This is a genomic window from Shimia sp. (genome assembly GCF_049116215.1).
In the GTDB taxonomy this organism is placed as follows: domain Bacteria; phylum Pseudomonadota; class Alphaproteobacteria; order Rhodobacterales; family Rhodobacteraceae; genus Shimia.
The window spans coordinates 314,233-330,939 of the sequence record NZ_JAGDZB010000002.1; the positions used below are offsets into that span (position 1 = coordinate 314,233).

Annotated in this window: 16 protein-coding genes; 2 read left to right on the plus strand and 14 right to left on the minus strand. The window is 58.2% G+C overall.

All coding sequences use genetic code 11. The annotated features are described in order from the left end of the window. The coding region (locus tag JXR15_RS07110; RefSeq protein ID WP_422052538.1) for an ABC transporter permease at positions 1-615 on the plus strand (615 nt) is incomplete at its 5' end. 45 nt (positions 616-660) lie between these two features. Beyond that, positions 661-1,302 carry a DUF3299 domain-containing protein gene (locus tag JXR15_RS07115; protein WP_422052539.1) on the plus strand — a complete coding sequence of 214 codons (642 nt, stop codon included), beginning with the start codon at positions 661-663 and terminating at the stop codon, positions 1,300-1,302. A gap of 3 nt (positions 1,303-1,305) precedes the next feature. On the opposite strand, the gene JXR15_RS07120 is transcribed toward JXR15_RS07115, so the two are convergent. From JXR15_RS07120 to murG, 14 genes are all read right to left on the minus strand, one after another. Then, positions 1,306-2,994 (minus strand): chloride channel protein, encoded by a 1,689-nt coding sequence (locus tag JXR15_RS07120; protein ID WP_422052540.1) that lies wholly within the window; start codon positions 2,992-2,994, stop codon positions 1,306-1,308. A 145-nt stretch (positions 2,995-3,139) separates the two neighbouring features. Next, complete coding sequence (gene recN, locus JXR15_RS07125; RefSeq protein ID WP_422052541.1) at positions 3,140-4,786, minus strand: DNA repair protein RecN; 1,647 nt, start codon at positions 4,784-4,786, stop codon at positions 3,140-3,142. 35 nt (positions 4,787-4,821) lie between these two features. After that, entirely contained in the window at positions 4,822-5,676 is an 855-nt protein-coding gene (locus tag JXR15_RS07130) for an outer membrane protein assembly factor BamD (protein WP_422052542.1), read from the minus strand. A 108-nt stretch (positions 5,677-5,784) separates the two neighbouring features. Further along, on the minus strand, positions 5,785-6,708 hold the full coding sequence (gene lpxC, locus JXR15_RS07135) for a UDP-3-O-acyl-N-acetylglucosamine deacetylase (RefSeq protein WP_422052543.1): 924 nt from the start codon (positions 6,706-6,708) through the stop codon (positions 5,785-5,787). A gap of 209 nt (positions 6,709-6,917) precedes the next feature. Beyond that, complete coding sequence (gene ftsZ, locus JXR15_RS07140; protein ID WP_422052544.1) at positions 6,918-8,579, minus strand: cell division protein FtsZ; 1,662 nt, start codon at positions 8,577-8,579, stop codon at positions 6,918-6,920. Between the two features lie 359 nt (positions 8,580-8,938). After that, positions 8,939-10,273: a cell division protein FtsA gene (gene ftsA, locus JXR15_RS07145; RefSeq protein WP_422052545.1), complete on the minus strand. Its 1,335-nt coding sequence runs from the start codon at positions 10,271-10,273 to the stop codon at positions 8,939-8,941. Further along, positions 10,270-11,145, minus strand: coding sequence for a cell division protein FtsQ/DivIB (locus tag JXR15_RS07150; RefSeq protein WP_422052546.1), 876 nt, complete (start codon positions 11,143-11,145; stop codon positions 10,270-10,272). The genes ftsA and JXR15_RS07150 overlap by 4 nt, the downstream gene beginning before the upstream one ends. After that, the gene (locus tag JXR15_RS07155; protein WP_422052816.1) at positions 11,133-12,011 is read right to left on the minus strand and encodes a D-alanine--D-alanine ligase; all 879 of its coding nucleotides are present in this window, start codon (positions 12,009-12,011) and stop codon (positions 11,133-11,135) included. Before JXR15_RS07155 ends, JXR15_RS07150 begins: the two co-directional genes overlap by 13 nt. 281 nt (positions 12,012-12,292) lie before the next feature. Further along, positions 12,293-13,219, minus strand: coding sequence for a UDP-N-acetylmuramate dehydrogenase (murB, locus tag JXR15_RS07160; RefSeq protein ID WP_422052547.1), 927 nt, complete (start codon positions 13,217-13,219; stop codon positions 12,293-12,295). A 77-nt stretch (positions 13,220-13,296) separates the two neighbouring features. Then, entirely contained in the window at positions 13,297-13,611 is a 315-nt protein-coding gene (locus tag JXR15_RS07165) for a hypothetical protein (protein WP_422052548.1), read from the minus strand. After that, positions 13,601-13,867, minus strand: a complete 267-nt coding sequence (locus tag JXR15_RS07170) for a DUF2484 family protein (RefSeq protein ID WP_422052549.1) — start codon at positions 13,865-13,867, stop codon at positions 13,601-13,603. Before JXR15_RS07170 ends, JXR15_RS07165 begins: the two co-directional genes overlap by 11 nt. Beyond that, positions 13,864-14,133, minus strand: coding sequence for a DUF2484 family protein (locus tag JXR15_RS07175; RefSeq protein WP_422052550.1), 270 nt, complete (start codon positions 14,131-14,133; stop codon positions 13,864-13,866). Before JXR15_RS07175 ends, JXR15_RS07170 begins: the two co-directional genes overlap by 4 nt. Before the next feature lie 63 nt (positions 14,134-14,196). Beyond that, on the minus strand, positions 14,197-15,603 hold the full coding sequence (murC, locus tag JXR15_RS07180) for a UDP-N-acetylmuramate--L-alanine ligase (RefSeq protein ID WP_422052551.1): 1,407 nt from the start codon (positions 15,601-15,603) through the stop codon (positions 14,197-14,199). A gap of 1 nt (position 15,604) precedes the next feature. Then, positions 15,605-16,702 (minus strand): undecaprenyldiphospho-muramoylpentapeptide beta-N-acetylglucosaminyltransferase, encoded by a 1,098-nt coding sequence (murG, locus tag JXR15_RS07185; protein ID WP_422052552.1) that lies wholly within the window; start codon positions 16,700-16,702, stop codon positions 15,605-15,607. Positions 16,703-16,707 lie beyond the last annotated feature (5 nt).

A 16,707-nucleotide genomic window follows, 5' to 3' on the forward strand; every position in this document is an offset into this window, starting at 1 on the left:
GACGAACACGAAGTGCATGATGGTCACGATCATGGACATGATCACGACCACGCTTTTGTGCCCGGTCAGATCAACGCCGTTTATGTAGGCCTGAGCAACCGTACCGCCGTTTTGGGCGTGCAGCGTGCCATTGCGACCTACAAAGCAGAACCTCTGGCCGCTGTGATGCCAAATGTCGCTTTGCTGCAGCTCTGGTCCATCACCGGCACAGCGGAAAACGCGCTGCGCTTGATGTCTTTGGCAGTGGTCGTGGCCAGTATGATTGGCATGGTGGTGATGTTATCGGCTGCATTGGAAGCCCGGCGACGCGAGTTTGCCATCTTCCGCTCGGTTGGGGCGACACCGCGCGATGTGGTCCTCATGATTGTATCGGAAGCCCTTTTGGTAACCACCACAGGCATCGGCGTTGGTGTGCTCATCTTTTGGGGGGCAGGCTTGTTTGCAGAGCCAATTCTGGCCAACCGGTTTGGCGTCACCTTGGGCGAAAGCCTCTTCACACTGCGTGAAGGCCAGTTGTTACTCACAGTATTGTGTTTTGGCGGATTGGCCAGCCTGTTGCCAGCATGGCGTGTCTATCGCATGACGTTGGCAGACGGCTTGACCACACGACTATAAGCCGCGCAAATAGGACGCACAAAAATCACATCCGGAGGCCCCGCCATGAAAGCGCTCTTACTATCAGCAGCCCTATCATTGGCGGCCTCCGCGACTTTCGCAGAACAAGCTCAGGAAATTGGTTGGACCGATCTCGAAGGTCCAACGTCTTCTTTTGAAAACCCATTTGAAGATCTGACAGACCTGCAAATGCAAACTTTGGCGCGCATTTTGCGATTGGATTATCTGAGTGAGACCGATGCCAACGCCAAGGATGATGCCGCCAGCTTGAGGGTGGAATTGGCCAACGAGGGCATTGACGCTGACTTCCTGCTTGAAGAGCGGCTGCGCATCATGACCAAGTTGGAGGCCGAGTCTCAGGCGCCAAACACCAAATTGGTTGGCCAAACCATCCGCATGCCTGGCTACCTTCTACCGCTCGAGCTCGACGGCAATCTGGCTGTTGAGTTCCTTCTGGTACCCACCGTCGGCGCCTGCATCCACACCCCTCCGCCGCCAGCAAATCAAATTGTGCATGTGCGCTATCCTGCGGGCTACCCCACTGACAGCCTCTACACACCGGTGTGGATCAGCGGCGAATTGCGCAGCGAATTTGACAGCCACGCGCTGTACATGGTGGACGGCGAAGCAGACGTAGACGTGACCTACACCATGGAAGCAGACAGTGTGATTGCCTACGACTCCTGAGGTTTAGGAGTGTTCTTCCGCCGCGGTGGCTGCCAACGCTTTGTTATACGCCCTTAGCGCGTCCACCTGGAACACGGCCCCAAGCAACTCAGGAGGCGCATCTTCGCCGCCCAGCGTCACCACCGGTAGAAAGATTTCACCAGTCTTTTCAAAGATCGGCATCGCACTTTCCAGCGTGGCTGTCCCATCGACATAAAGCCCCTCAGATACCATCTCCCAACAGCGCTCCTCGGGGGCCGCCTTGGGATCATCCTTACTCCGCATCACCTTCCCGACACCACACATCGCCAAAAGATACGCCTGCGGCCCTGCTGCAATGTGCACGTTGCGCCTTTCCAACTGAGTGAGGAAGAACGATCCATCCACCAAACGTGAGCTCAGCGCGGTGGAGATCGACACCGCCACCATCACCGCCAGACCGGTTTGCCAGTCGCCAGTCATTTCAAACACAATCAATGTGGTGGAAATGGGTGCACCCAACACGGCGGCAGCCACAGCCCCAAGGCCGGCCAGCGCATAAAGCGTCGTGGTGCCCGACACATCCGGGAAGATCGCCGTGGCAATCATGCCAAAGGCCAACCCTGTCAGCGCGCCCACCATCAAAGACGGTGAGAACACCCCGCCGCCCATGCGGCCTGCCATGGTGATCGACACGGCGATCACCTTCAGCACCGCAAACACCACAGCTTCATGCAGCAGCAGGTTGCCGGTCAGCGCCGCAGAGGTGGTCTCATAGCCCACACCAATGATGTGCGGGAACCAGATCGCCAAAATGCCGAGCAGCGCGCCAGAGATTGCGGGGCGCAGCCAACGCGGGATGCGCAGGTCTTCCTGCAAGTGGCTGGCCATATCGTCGGCCCAGAAAATCGTCCACATCAGCGCCACAGCCACCAGACCACACAGTCCCCCCAGGATCAGGAAGGCTGGCAACTCCTGGTAAAATTGCAGCGCGGTGCCGGTGTTGAGCGTGAACTCGGTCACATCGCCAAATTCCAGACGGTTGATCACCGTACCCGCGACGGAAGCGATCACAATCGGAGCAAAAGCGTGCACCGCAAAGTGGCGCAACACCACCTCAAGCGCAAAGAGTGCGCCGGCAATTGGCGCGTTGAAACTTGCCGACACAGCCGCTGCCACAGCACAGCCCAACAAATCACGCCCGGTAATCCCATCCGCGTTGATCCGCACACTGACCCAGGTGGCAATCATACCGGCCACGTGCACTACCGGACCTTCACGGCCGGTCGACCCTCCGGAAGACAGGGTGATCAGGCTGGCAAAGGCAGAGGCAATGCCCGCTTTGCGCTCTACACGGCCTTCCTGCAGCGCCGCCCCTTCGATCACATCCGCCACGGAGCGCACGCGCCCGTCCGGTGTAAACTTGTTGAGAATGAGTCCTACTACCAGACCGCCAATCGTCGGAATGATCACCAGCCAATACCACGGCAAAGTGTCTGCAAATGAATGCAGCAGCGTCACATCTTCTGCACCGTAAAGCGTGGACTGTAACCAGTGGATACTTTTGCGAAACAGAAGCGCCGCAAACCCCGCCGCAATCCCAATGCCAAGCGCAATGATCCAGAACTGAAACTGGCTTGGACCTTTGTTGACCAAAACCTTCCAACCGCCACGACAGGTATCCGCCGCGTCTTGTGCGCTTTCTGCAAGGAAGGAGCCTACCGACTTCGCCATAGTGCTGCAAAATCTCCAGGGTAAGAGTGCCGAGTGTGGTTATTTCGATCTAGTCAGAATTTTCTTGTAACGCAAAGAGGTAAGCAGGGGGTTTCACGCCAAAGTGCCTGCGCGTGCGTGATTTTTGTCCCAATGATGGACAGGTTCACCCCATCAGAGCTTTAGCAGCCGCCCGCGCCTCAGGTGTGATGGTATCGCCGGAGATCATCCGCGCCACCTCATCCACACGTTCGCCATCATCCAGCGGCACCACGCGGCTCAGGGTTTGGCCCTGTTTGACCGACTTCGCCACCTGCCAATGATGCGCCCCAAGCGCCGCCACTTGCGGGGAGTGGGTGACCACAAGCACCTGTCCGCCTTCGGCCAGCGCTTTGAGGCGACGCCCAACCGCATCCGCAGTTGCGCCGCCAACGCCCCGATCAATTTCGTCAAAGATCAGGGTCATACCGCTGATATCATTGGTCAGACACACTTTGAGCGCCAAAAGAAAGCGGCTCAACTCGCCACCGGAAGCAATCTTGGCCAATGAGCCGGAGGGCGCCCCCGGGTTTGTGGCGACCACAAATTCCACGGCGTCTCGACCATCCGGCCCGGCGTCACCAGGTGTCACGCTTGTGGTGAACACCGCGCGTTCCATCTTCAGTGGGGCCAGCTCCCCCATCACAGCTTTGTCGAGTTTCTTTGCGGACTTGCTTCGTGCGGCGCTCAGCGCATCTGCAGCCACATCATATGCCGCTTCAGCTTCTTTCAAATCCGCCGAAAGAGCGGCGATGTCGCCTTCGCCAGCATCCAACGCAGTCAATCGAGCGCGCAGCTCTTCAGCGTAGGTGCCCAGATCATCCGGCAACACGTTATATTTCCGGGCCAAACCACGGATCGCAAACAAGCGTTCTTCGAGCTCTTCCAACTCATGAGGATTGAAATCCAAAGCCTCAAGACTACGTTCAACGCCGTCGATGGCATCCGCGAGCTCATTCAGAGCACGCTCCAATGCGGCCACAGGGGCTTCCAGAGTATCACCCGTTTCCGCGGCGGCATCCCCCAGCCATCGCATCGCGTCGCCCATCGCACTTTCCGCACCGTCATTGCCAAGGGCCGCATGAGCGCGGCTCACGTCCGCGCGCACTTTTTCAGCGTTCTGCATCATTCGGCGGCGCGTATCCAGCTCGGCTTCTTCCCCCGGCTGCGGATCCAGCTTGTCTAGCTCGGCCACCGCATGGCGCAAGAAATCTTCCTCTGCTTTGGCCTCTTCCAAGGCGACCTGTGCCGCCTTGAGCGCCTTGCCTGCGGCCGACATTTGAGACCATGTCTTGCGCGTTTTTGCGCGCAATTTCTCTGTACCGGCAAAGAGATCCAACACGTCACGGTGGCCTTTGGGGTCTAACAACCCGCGATCATCGTGTTGGCCGTGCAACTCCAGTAAGGTTTCGGAAAGCCGCCGCAGCACTTCACCGGAGACACGGCGGTCATTCACCCAAGCGGTCTTGCGCCCGTCACTGCGATTGATACGCCGTAGGATAAGCTCATCGCCGCCAGGCAAGCCCGCGTCGTCCAGAATGGCATGGGCAGGATGGCCCTCTGGCAGATCAAACTCTGCCACCACTTCCCCTTGATCGGCCCCGGCACGCACCAGCTCCGCACGGCCACGCCAGCCAAGCACAAATCCCAAGCTGTCCAGCAAAATGGATTTCCCGGCACCGGTTTCGCCGGTCAGCACATTCAGCCCCGGCTGAAACGCAAGGTCCAGGCGGTCAATGATCAACATGTCGCGGATTTCAAGCGAGCGCAGCATTAGGCCTCACACAACAGGGCATGCCCCGCCCCCTGTTACAGCCATTTGCCTTGCAGCGTCTGGCGATAAACCTGATTGAGCCAGCTGCTGCCGTCCGCTTTGGCTTCCAGCCCGTTTTCGCGCAGCAGTTTGTAGCTGTCCTGATACCATTCGGTGGATTGGAAGTTGTGCCCGAGAATTGCCGCAGCGGTTTGGGCTTCACCATAAAGCCCCAGCGACAGATAGGCTTCCACAAGACGGTGCAGCGCTTCTGGCGCATGTGTCGTGGTCTGGAAGTCTTCGACAACCACACGGAATCGCTTGATCGCTGCACTGTAGTGATCCCGACGCAGATAGTAGCGACCAATTTCCATCTCTTTGGATGCCAGATGGTCAAAGGCCAGATCAAATTTCAAAATCGCGGATCGCGCATATTCGCTTTCCGGATAGATTTCGATCACTTTGCGCAGCTCTTGCAAAGCTTGGAAGGTCAACCCTTGGTCGCGGCCCACTTCGTCAATTTGATCATAGTAGGTCAGCGCCAGCAAATACTGCGCATAGGCCGCATCTTCGTCTGCCGGATAAAAATCGATATAGCGCTGCGCTGCGGCCCGTGCCTCCGGGTAAGCCCCATCGGAATGATAGGCAAAAGCCTGCATCACCATCGAGCGCTTGGCCAACTCGCTGTAGGGATAGAGCCGCTCAATTTCAGAGAAGAAAAACGCCGCGTCGGTACCCCGGTCGCGTGCCATCTCAAACTCACCGCGTTCAAAGATTTGCTCCGGCGTGAATTGCTCCATGTCAATCAAGCCACGGCGTGCATCACTGGCGCTGTTGTCACTACAGGCCACCGCAAAGGCCAAAGCCAGAACCGAACCGAGTAGGCGGGTGCGCGTTCCGATGCCTGACATAGTGCTTACCTTCTGCTCCCTGTGGGGGTTACCCCCCTCTTTCACATGCTGTTAGCATAGAAATTTGCGGGGCAAAACGCCTTTGGACGGAATTGTTTCAATCCGACCTTATGCGACGGCTGGGAATTCGCCCATGTGCACGCCAGCACCTGGAAGGCGTGCCGCTTGCGCAGCGTCACATTCCACCAAACGCCAATTGTCAGGATGCGAGAACAACTCACGCAGCAGGGCATTTGTCAGCGAGTGCCCTGCACGGTGGCCCTGATAATGCGCCAACAAAGGTGCGCCGGCGAGATAGAGATCCCCCATCGCGTCCAGCATTTTGTGCCGCACAGGTTCATCCGCGTGGCGAAGCCCACCTTTGGCCTGCACGTCAGCGCCGTTAAACACCACGGCGTTTTCCGCCGGATCACCACCCAAGGCCAAACCGTTGGCCTGCATGGCGTCGACATCAGCCTGACGGCAGAAGGTACGGCTGTTGCAAAGTTCGCGAATGAAGCTGCCATTGGCGAGGTTCAGCTCTTTGGTCTGTTGACCAATCGCCTCGTCGGTAAAGTCGATGTGAAAATCAATCCGCATTTCATCCGCGGGCACCAGGGTGGCTGTTGCATCACCGCGAGTCACAGACACTGGCTTCAACACTTGGATTGCCCAAACTGGCGCGCCTTGGCGCACGATGCCAGCTTTCAGAAAACCGAGTACAAAATCTGCCGAGCTGCCATCCAGAATAGGCACTTCCGGCGCGTCAATTTCGATCAAGGCGTTGTGGATGCCACAGCCAGCCAAAGCGGCCATCAAGTGTTCAATTGTGGAAACAGAGACGCCAGCCTCGTTTTTGATGCGGGTGCAAAGCGCGGTTTGCTCAACCACATCCCAGCGTGCCGGGATCATCGCATCCCCAAGCAAGACGTCTGTGCGTTTGAACCAGATCCCATAGTCGGTGGAGGCTGGTCGAACAGTCAGGTGCACAGTTGCGCCCGAGTGAAGGCCGGTGCCCTGAAAATGAACTGGTGTCTTTAGCGTTGCTTGCACTGGTTTCCCCAAAGTGACGCGGCACACCCCATTGGCCGCAATAGTGAGGTAGGCGCTTTGCCCTGTCTTCTCAAATAAAGCTTTGTAACGGTGTGAAACATCACTGTAACAAATCGGCAAAACATCGCGCACAATGACGCACTTAATTGTTTTTAAAAAGAAAAAGGCCACCCAATTGGGCGGCCTATTCACAGTATTTCACAAATAAATTAGTTCGCTTGGCGACGCAGGAAGGCGGGGATTTCAATCCGCTCCTGATCTTCGTCCATCTGCGGCGCTGGCTCACTTGTTTGAACCGCTGGCTGCTGACGCACAGGCTGTGCGGTTTGTGTCGCACCCTGCTCGGCGCCATGACCGGTCATTTTATTGATCAGCGAGTTGATACCAAACCGTGGACGCTCTTCTGCCCGAGGCTCTGGTGCAGGCGCAGGTACCGCAGGGCGGGCCGGCGCAGCAGGCGCTTTTTCAACAGCAGCTTGCAGGCGCTGCATCAGCTGTGGTGTTGGAGTGCCAGGCGCAGGACGCTGTGGCGCAACAAACCCCTGTGGCTCTTCATCAAACATCTCTGGCTGGACAGCCTGAGCCGGCGTTGGCTGGTAAGCTGGCGCTGGTACGTCTGCACCAGCAGATGCCGCATCAAAAGTTGGCGCAGCCGGTGCAGCAGCAACCGCGGGCGCTTCCTCTTCGAAGATGTCTTCCATCTGTTCCTGCGCTGCCGCCTGCTGCGTGTCCATTTGTTGGAACAACGATGGCTCAGCAGTTGCCACTGCGGGCGCAGCTTCAACTGCAGCCGCCGGGGCCACTTCTTCTACAGCAGGAACCTGCTGTGCGGTTTCGATGGTTGGCGTCGCCGTCAGAGGCTCACGCATGGAGCGGCGCGGCAGAGGCATTGCAGAGTTGGTCTCAGCCGCATCAATACCAGTTGCCACAACGGACACACGCATGCCGCCGTCAAGGTTTTCATCCATGGTGGAACCCACGATGATGTTGGCATCGGCGTCGACTTCTTCGCGAATACGGTTGGCCGCTTCGTCCAGTTCGAACAGGGTCAGGTCGTGGCCGCCGGTGATGTTGATCAACACGCCTTTTGCACCGCGCAGGGAGATTTCATCCAGCAGTGGGTTGGCGATGGCCTTCTCAGCAGCCTGAATGGCGCGATCTTCGCCCTCGGCCTCACCGGTGCCCATCATCGCCTTGCCCATCTCATCCATCACAGCGCGTACGTCTGCGAAGTCGAGGTTGATCAGGCCCGGACGAACCATCAGGTCTGTCACACCTTTAACGCCCTGATACAGAACGTCGTCCGCCATAGAAAAGGCTTCGGTAAAGGTTGTCTTTTCATTCGCCAAACGGAACAGGTTCTGGTTTGGAATGATGATCAGCGTGTCGACCATCTTCTGCAGCTGTTCCACGCCCTCTTCGGCCTGACGCATACGCTTTGCGCCTTCGAATTGGAACGGCTTGGTCACAACACCCACGGTCAGAACACCCAGCTCACGCGCTGCCTGCGCGATGATTGGGGCCGCACCTGTGCCGGTGCCTCCGCCCATACCTGCCGTGATAAAGCACATGTGTGCGCCTGCGAGGTGATCCACGATCTGCTCGATGCTTTCTTCGGCAGCGGCAGCACCGACGGTTGCGCGTGCCCCAGCGCCCAGACCTTCGGTGACCTTCACGCCCAATTGCACACGGCTGTCAGATTTGCTCTGCTGAAGCGCTTGCGCGTCGGTGTTCGCAACCACGAACTCCACGCCTTCAAGCTCCTTGTCGATCATGTTGTTGACCGCGTTGCCGCCTGCTCCGCCAACACCAAATACGGTGATGCGGGGCTTCAGATCACCCTCGTCGGGCATCGTCAGATTCAATGTCATAGAACTGTCCGCCTGTTGTTTACCCGCCACAGCGGGCTATTTTCTGCCTACTCAGCTCCATTATTAAACAGGCTTTCCAGAATCGTCATCCCAAAAAGCGCATTTCGCCACAAAATATGGGGGAAAAATGTAAAAACTAGCGGCATCTTGCCGAAACCGCCAGATTTTGCGGGGCAAGACAAGTGTCACACAACACTACACAAGCACCCAGGGCACAAATAGCGCCGCAGGAGTTTGCTATGTTCATGTTTGGAGACCACTGCTCGGTGCTCCGGACCCGCGTTTTGATCGCGGTTATCCAGAACTTAACCAAGGCTTAATCAGAGGTCACCCCCAAAAACGCGTCCGCGTCCCCTTTCTCACCAATTCTCTTTGAACCAGCGCACCGCTTTGCCAAACGGCCGTGTGTTGTAACGATCCACCGGCAGGTCGAAGTCCCACCACTCGTCTTGCGGATGTGTTGCGAACAGGCACATGCCCACGGTCGCGGCAAAGCCCGGCCCCGTGGCGGCTTGTGGCAATCCATGCACCCGCATCGGACGGCCAAGGCGGACCTGCTGCCCCAAAATCTTGGAAGCCAGCCCGTCCAATCCGGGAATTTGGCTACTTCCACCGGTCAGCACAATCTGTTGACTTGGCAAATGCTCAAATCCAGCCGCATCCAGACGCGCACGCACCTCTTCGAGGATTTCTTCAACACGTGGACGCATAATCCCAATCAGCTCGGCGCGGCTAACGGTGCGACGATCATGCTCCCAATCACCGGTGTCTCCGGACAACTCGATCATATCGCGGTCGTCCATGCCAGTGGCGACAACGCCGCCGTAGAACGTCTTGATCCGCTCAGCTGTAGAGGTCGGCACCTGAAGCCCCATGGAAATGTCGCCGGTGACGTGGTCGCCCCCCATACGTACGGTGTCCGCAAAGATCATGTGTTTCTTCATGAAGATTGACAGACTGGTCGCCCCGCCACCCATATCAATACAGGCCGCGCCAAGCTCTTGCTCGTCTTCCACCAGAGCGGACAGCCCAGACACATACGCCGAGGAGGCAATGCCCGCGAGTTCAAGATCACAGCGGCGAATACAATGCACAAGGTTCTGCACCGCCGCCTTGTCCACGGTCAGCATGTGCATGTCGGTGGTCAACGTCTGCCCCACCTGCCCACGTGGATCGCCAAGGCCGGACCGATGGTCGAGCGCAAAGTTCACCGGCTGCGCGTGCAATACTTCGCGCTCTGCGCCATAGTCCGGCACGTCACAGGCCGCCAGCACACGGGCAACATCCTGATCGTCCACGGTGTGGCCCTCCAGATCGATCTGACCATCCAGACCATAGGAACGCGGCTCCGCACCGGAGAAACAGGCAATCACATGATCCACCCGGATCTTCGCCATCTTCTGCGCCGCCTGTACCACGGTGCGAATGGCACGTTCGGTTTCCTGCATGGTGTCAATTTCGCCAAACTTCACACCACGGGACATGATGGTGTTGGCGCCGATCACACGATAGCCGGACTGCCCTGCCATGGAACCTATACCTTCGACACTGGCCAAACGGTCGGTGCCGTCAAATCGCAAAACCAGACAGGCAATCTTGGACGTCCCCACATCCAACACCGCAATCACACCACGCTGCATCGCCGTTTTGCGCATCGCGCGCATGGCACGCTGGCTCTGATAAAGCTCTGTCATTGTCCCACTGTCCCCGTCGTTTGGCTGGCTTGCCACCAGGCGTCTACGGCCTGTTCTGTTAGTTGTACTGTGGGCCGATGCGCCAAACGCATATCGACCACTTTTATATCTCGCTCCAAAAGCTCTTCGGCGTTGTTGAGCGCGACCACGCGGTCCAGCGCCTCGACTGCGCCTTGCTCTGGCAATTTGATCCGCTGCCCGCGATCCAACACCAGATCCCATCGCCGCTCGCCCACGCGGACAAGCCCAATCACACGCGGACCCAAAGGCGCAGCGGCCGAGAACAGGCGCAAGGCTTCAGGCACATGCAATTCGGCACCTTCGCCTGCAATCAAAGGCATCTGCGCATGCGCCACACGTGACAAGGCTGGACCGGTGACATTGCCCTTCGGATCGACCAGCGTCAGCCCTTCATGAGTGCGCCACACCACAACCGGAGTGCGCTCCGCCACATTGAGTTCCAGAATGCCCCCGGGGCGCACACGCACCGCAACACGGGCAATGGCCGGCAACTCCTCGACCCGCTCCCGAATGGCGGGCAAATCCAAATCAAAGGAACTGGTTGGGAAACTCAAAGACAGAATATCGCGAATGTCTTCCGAGGTGCCTTGCGATGCGCCATCCACGGTCATCGCAGACACCATGAATTCTGGCCGAGTTTCAATATCGCGGCGCAAATCCGCCACAGCCAGATTCAAGCTCTCGCGCCGGTCCGCATCAGACAGCCAGACCGTTGTCGCACCAGCCACAACAACAAACGGCACCACTACCCGCAAAAATAGACGGAACAGCGGCGTCAGCATCAACCGTTCAAAGCGGTAGACCCATCGAGAGGGCGCGTTATCGCGGCGAACCGCGGTCACCGATCGCATGAAGCGTCCTCCACCATCCACGCACAGAAGTCAGAGAAAGACAGACCAATCAGCTCCGCCTGCTCGGGGCTCAAAGACGTGGGTGTCATGCCCGGCTGTGTGTTCACTTCCAGAATGATCAACCCGTCCAAACCGCGGCTCTCGTCCCAGCGGAAATCTGTGCGCGACACACCGCGACAGCCCAATGCCTGATGCGCACGCACCGCGTAGTCCATGCAGGCGTCGTAAATCTCTTGCGGGATGTTTGCTGGCACCTCGTGGCGGGAGCCACCTTCAGCGTATTTTGCCTCATAGTCATACCAGCCGTCGGTGATGATGTCGGTCACACCCAAGGCACGGTCGCCCATCACCGTGGTGGTCATCTCGCGACCCGGCGCAAAGGTCTCAACCATCACCTCATCCGGCATGGTCTCCGCCAGTTGTGGCGGCGTGTTAGCTCCCTCGTTGACGATATAGATGCCAACGGAGCTGCCCTCGTTATTAGGCTTCACCACATAGGGTGGCGCCATCACGTGGCGCTTGGACACCTCAACCTTATCGGCAATCACGCTTTCTACAACAGGCAAGCCTGCCCGCTTAAACACATCTTTGGAGCGCTGTTTGTCCATCGCCAAGGCGGACGCCAGAACGCCGGAATGGGTGTAGGGAATGCGCAGCCATTCGAGCAGTCCTTGCACACAGCCATCTTCTCCCCAACGGCCATGCAGCGCATTGAACACAACATCCGGCTTGATCTCTTGCAAACGCGCAACCAGATCGGGGCCCGCATCGACCTCAACCACGTCCAATCCTGCGTCCCGAAGGGCAGCGGCGCATTCACGCCCTGAAGACAGTGACACCTCTCGTTCTCCAGAGGGGCCGCCCATCAATACTGCCACCTTGGGGGTTGCCTGCTCTGACAGTCCCACTGTGCCTCAATGTCCCGGACCCTTTTTGGCCCTGTTCTTATACAAGCCCTTTTTGGACTCATTTTTCACAGCCGCGTTGGGCTGTTGTTTTATTCATCAGGCATGGACTGCCTGCTCGGGGTGGGCACATGGCCCTGCGCTCAATGGGTCATTGACCCTAAAGTCGGGCTTTGCGCCCTTGTTTTATTAGTGATCTCAGTTCTTGGTTAATGACCGTTTAACGGGTCCAGACTGAGGCATCAATCCGCCGCCGGTTCGCCGACGCGCATGATTTCCCACTGTAGGTCTATTCCGCTGTTTTGGAAAACCCTTTTTCGGACTTCCTCGCCAAGATTTTCCAAATCTGCGGCAGTTGCGTCACCGGTGTTGATCATGAAGTTGGAGTGCATCTCGCTCATCTGCGCACCACCAACGCGGGCGCCGCGCATGCCAGCGTCGTCAATCACTTTCCAAGCCTTCAGATCATGCACGTCATCCGCCTTGCCAGTGGAGGAAAACCCAGCCGGATTGCGGAAGGTGCTGCCCGCACTGCGGTCTTTGGTTGGCTGCGTGGCGTCGCGTTTGGCAAGTTGGTCTTCCATACGCTGCGCCAGTTCTTCAGGATCCCCGGATGGGCCTTCCAAAACCGCTTCGACAATCACCCAGCCTTCGGGCAAATCCGTCTGCCGATACTGGAAGTTCAGATCCTCAGCGGTGAGCGTCACAATCTCCCCTGCCCGGGTGACCGCTGTGGCCTCGACAAACACATCCGCTGTGTAGCTGCCGTAACAGCCCGCGTTCATCCGCACCGCGCCTCCGATCGCACCTGGGATGGTCCGCAAAAATGTCAAATCCACGCCGGCCTGTGCCGCCTTCCGCGCCACATGGGCATCCAATGCCGCCACGCCAGCCCGCACGCGCTTGCCTTCCACTTCGATGTGATTAAACCCGCGCCCCATGCGGATCACCACAGCGCGCATGCCGCCGTCGCGCACAATCAGATTGGAGCCAACCCCCATCGGAAACACAGCCACATCTTCAGGCAACGCCTTCAGGAACGCGGCCAGATCTTCCACATCTGCTGGCTGAAACAAAAAATCCGCCGGTCCACCCACGCGCATCCACGTCAGCCCGGAGAGTTCTTTGCCTTCGGTCAGCTTTCCACGTGGGGTCGGCAATGTCGTCATGGTATTTCCTTGAAATCAAAATGCCTGTTGCGCACCGATACCGAAGCGCGAGTCACACAGCAAGAGCCTGCGCTTGGTTACTTACGCCCACGCACTGCTTTGCCCATGACAAAAAGCGCCCAGCCAAGGGCCAAGCTGCCGGACGTGCCAAAGAACAGCCAAGGACGGTACCCTTGCAGGACGGTTAGCTCTTCACGATCCGCGCCTGTGGCAAAGACATTCAATGTCACTTCCAATGTCAGCAGAGCCACAACCAGACACACAATCAACAGACTCGCCCGCATCATCAGGTCTCGGCGCAGCTTGTAGCCAGTGATCAGTCCGTAGAGCGGCAGGATCAGCGTTGCAAACCAGATCAGCGCATTCAGCGCGAGGGTAAAATCAAGGATCACTTGGAGTCTCCATACCACTCACACGTTTGATCCAGCGCCACAGGTAAATCACCGGCCAGCGCATGATCCACGCCCCCATGCCCAATAGCACCAGCGCGAGCCAGATGCTGTTCTGGATCGCCACGCCAATTAGGATCGGAATGCCAATTGCGATCATCACATAAGCAAATTTCCAATGATGATCCTTGGATGGGAACATCGCCCGCAAGTTGGCCACGATAAGCCAAACAAAAGCCGCTGTGATGGAAATGGTCATGCGTCGCTCTCCGGCTCATGGCGCTCCGCAGGCAGGCCAAGCGCTTTGCGGCCAAAATACAGAAGTGGCCGCCGGAACATAGACACAAAGCCAAACAGCGCCGCAAATCCCAGCAAAGCGCCATGTTCATAAAAGATCACGCCAATCAGCACCGGCGCCGCGATCAGCAAGGCCACACCGGGCACATATTGCCTGCGCATTGGCAAAGCCGCCACCAGCGCGGAGGCCAGTACCCAAAGGCAGGCAAGGATCAAGGAAAGGCTCACGTTAAACATCCCGTCTAGGTCATTCGCGCGCAGCCTACCGCGCGCAACACATTTGACAAGGACTTAGCCCAGATGGCCGGGCAACGCATTGGCCCAGGCGCTGATCGAACCGGCACCAAGACACACCACGATGTCGCCAGGCTTGGCGGTTTCTTTTACAAGCGCCACAAGGTCCGCCTCTTGGCCAATCGCCACCGCATGACGGTGCCCATGTGCAACCAATCCGTTGATCAGGTCATCGCGGCTGGCGCCTTCAATCGGCGCTTCGCCCGCCGCAAAGACGTCGGCAATGCCCACAACATCCGCCTCGTTGAAGCAAGTACAGAAATCCTCAAACAGCGAGTGCAAACGCGAATAGCGGTGTGGCTGATGTACAGCAATCACGCGCCCACCGCTGTCACCCAACGCCTGCCGTGCAGCTTTCAGCACGGCAGCAATCTCCACCGGGTGGTGACCGTAGTCATCAATCACAGGCACGCCGCCCATAACTTCACCCACTTTAGTGAAGCGGCGATTGACCCCGCCAAAAGCGGCGAGACCGGCGCGGATTTCATCAAGCTTCATACCCAGATGCCGCGAGATCGCCACGGCAGACAGCGCGTTGGACACGTTGTGATCCCCCGGCATCGGCAACGTGCAGCCTTCGATCACAGCGTCTTCGCCCTGCAGCTGAATGTCAAAATGCGCCACGCCCGCCTTGTAGGTCAGGTTCACCGCCCGCACATCAGCCTGCGCGTTGAAACCAAAGGTCACCACACGACGGTCGGTGATCTTACCCACCAAAGTCTGTACGTCCGGATCATCGGTGCAGCAGACAGCCAGACCGTAGAACGGAATGTTGGACACAAAGTCATAGAAGCCCTGATGCAGCGCTTCTTCGGTGCCCCAGTGCTCCATGTGCTCCGGGTCGATGTTGGTCACAATCGCAATGGTCGCGGGCAGACGGTTAAACGTGCCGTCGCTTTCATCCGCTTCCACAACCATCCACTCGCCATCGCCCACACGTGCGTTGGATCCATAGGCGTGGATGATGCCGCCATTGACCACGGTGGGGTCAAACTTGCCATGATCAAGCAGCGCCGCCACCATGGTGGTTGTGGTGGTTTTGCCATGGGTGCCCGCCACCGCAATGTTGGATTTCAGACGCATCAGCTCGGCCAGCATCTCTGCGCGGCGTACCACAGGCAGGCCTTTCAAACGCGCTTCATCCAGCTCTGGGTTGCCCGGCTTAATGGCGGAAGAAATCACCACCACTTCGGCGTTCGCAAGGTTCTCGGCCCGCTGGCCCTCAAAAATGGTCGCGCCCATATCCGCCAACCGTTCGGTGATCTTGGTCGACTTCAAATCAGACCCCTGCACCGTATAGCCGTGGTTGAGCAGCACCTCGGCAATGCCGGACATGCCAATACCGCCAATGCCCACAAAATGGATGGCGCCCACGTCACCGGGAAGTTTGGTTGCTGCGTTCATATTATTGGTCCTTCTTGGCCAGATCTTCGACCAGCGCCACAAGGGTCTCGGTCGCGTCGGGCTTGCCCGCCGACAACGCCGCGGTGGCCATCTGTGTGGCCCCGGCAGCATTGGACAGGATGGTTGTGATGTTTTCGGTCAATGTCTCTTGGGTCAGCAGGCCTTCCGGGATCACAATTGCGCCCCCTGCCTCTGCCAATCCGCGCGCATTGGCGGTCTGATGGTCACCCGCTGCCGCAGCAAAAGGCACCAGAATAGAAGGCCGCCCAATGATGCTGATGTCAGCAACAGAACTCGCCCCAGAGCGGGAAATCACAAGCTGCGCCTCGCTCATGCGCGACGGCACGTCTTGGAAGAACGGCTGCACATCGGCCGAAATGCCCTGTTCTTCATAAAACGCCGTCACCCGCTCATGATCTTCGCCGCGCGCCTGATGGCTCACCCGCAGGTTTTTCAGAATTTCAGATGGTAGATATGCAATCGCGCTTGGCACCACATCGCTCAAAATCCGCGCCCCTTGGGAGCCGCCAATCACCAGCAGCGACATCGGGTAGTCTCCGGGCGCAATGTACCCTGCCCCCGCGCGATCCATCACCGCCTTACGCACCGGATTGCCTACGGGTGTGCCTTCGACGCCATCTGGCAAAGCTGTTGGCCAAGTGCCACAGGCCACAACATCCACCTTCTTGGAAAAGACCTGATTGACGCGGCCCAAAATGCCGTTCTGCTCATGGATCATTCGTGGCAACTTCATCAGCCAGGCCGCGCCCATTGCCGGAATGGTCGGGTAGCCGCCAAAACCAACAACCACATCAGGTCGGTCTTTGCGCATCTTGGACATCGCGCCCAGCACGCCGCCCAAAATCTTGAACGGCACGACCAACTTGGCCAACACCCCGCCACGGGCAAAGGTCGCCGAGCTCATCTCTTCGATTTCCACCGTATGCGGGAAGCCACCGGTGTAGCGCGCACCGCGCGCATCGGTGGAGAGCTTCACCCGCCAGCCTTTGCGCAGCATGACCTCGGCCAAAGCCTGCGCAGGAAACATATGGCCACCGGTCCCCCCGGCAGCGATCACTAAAAGAGGCTGTTTGCTCATCGCAC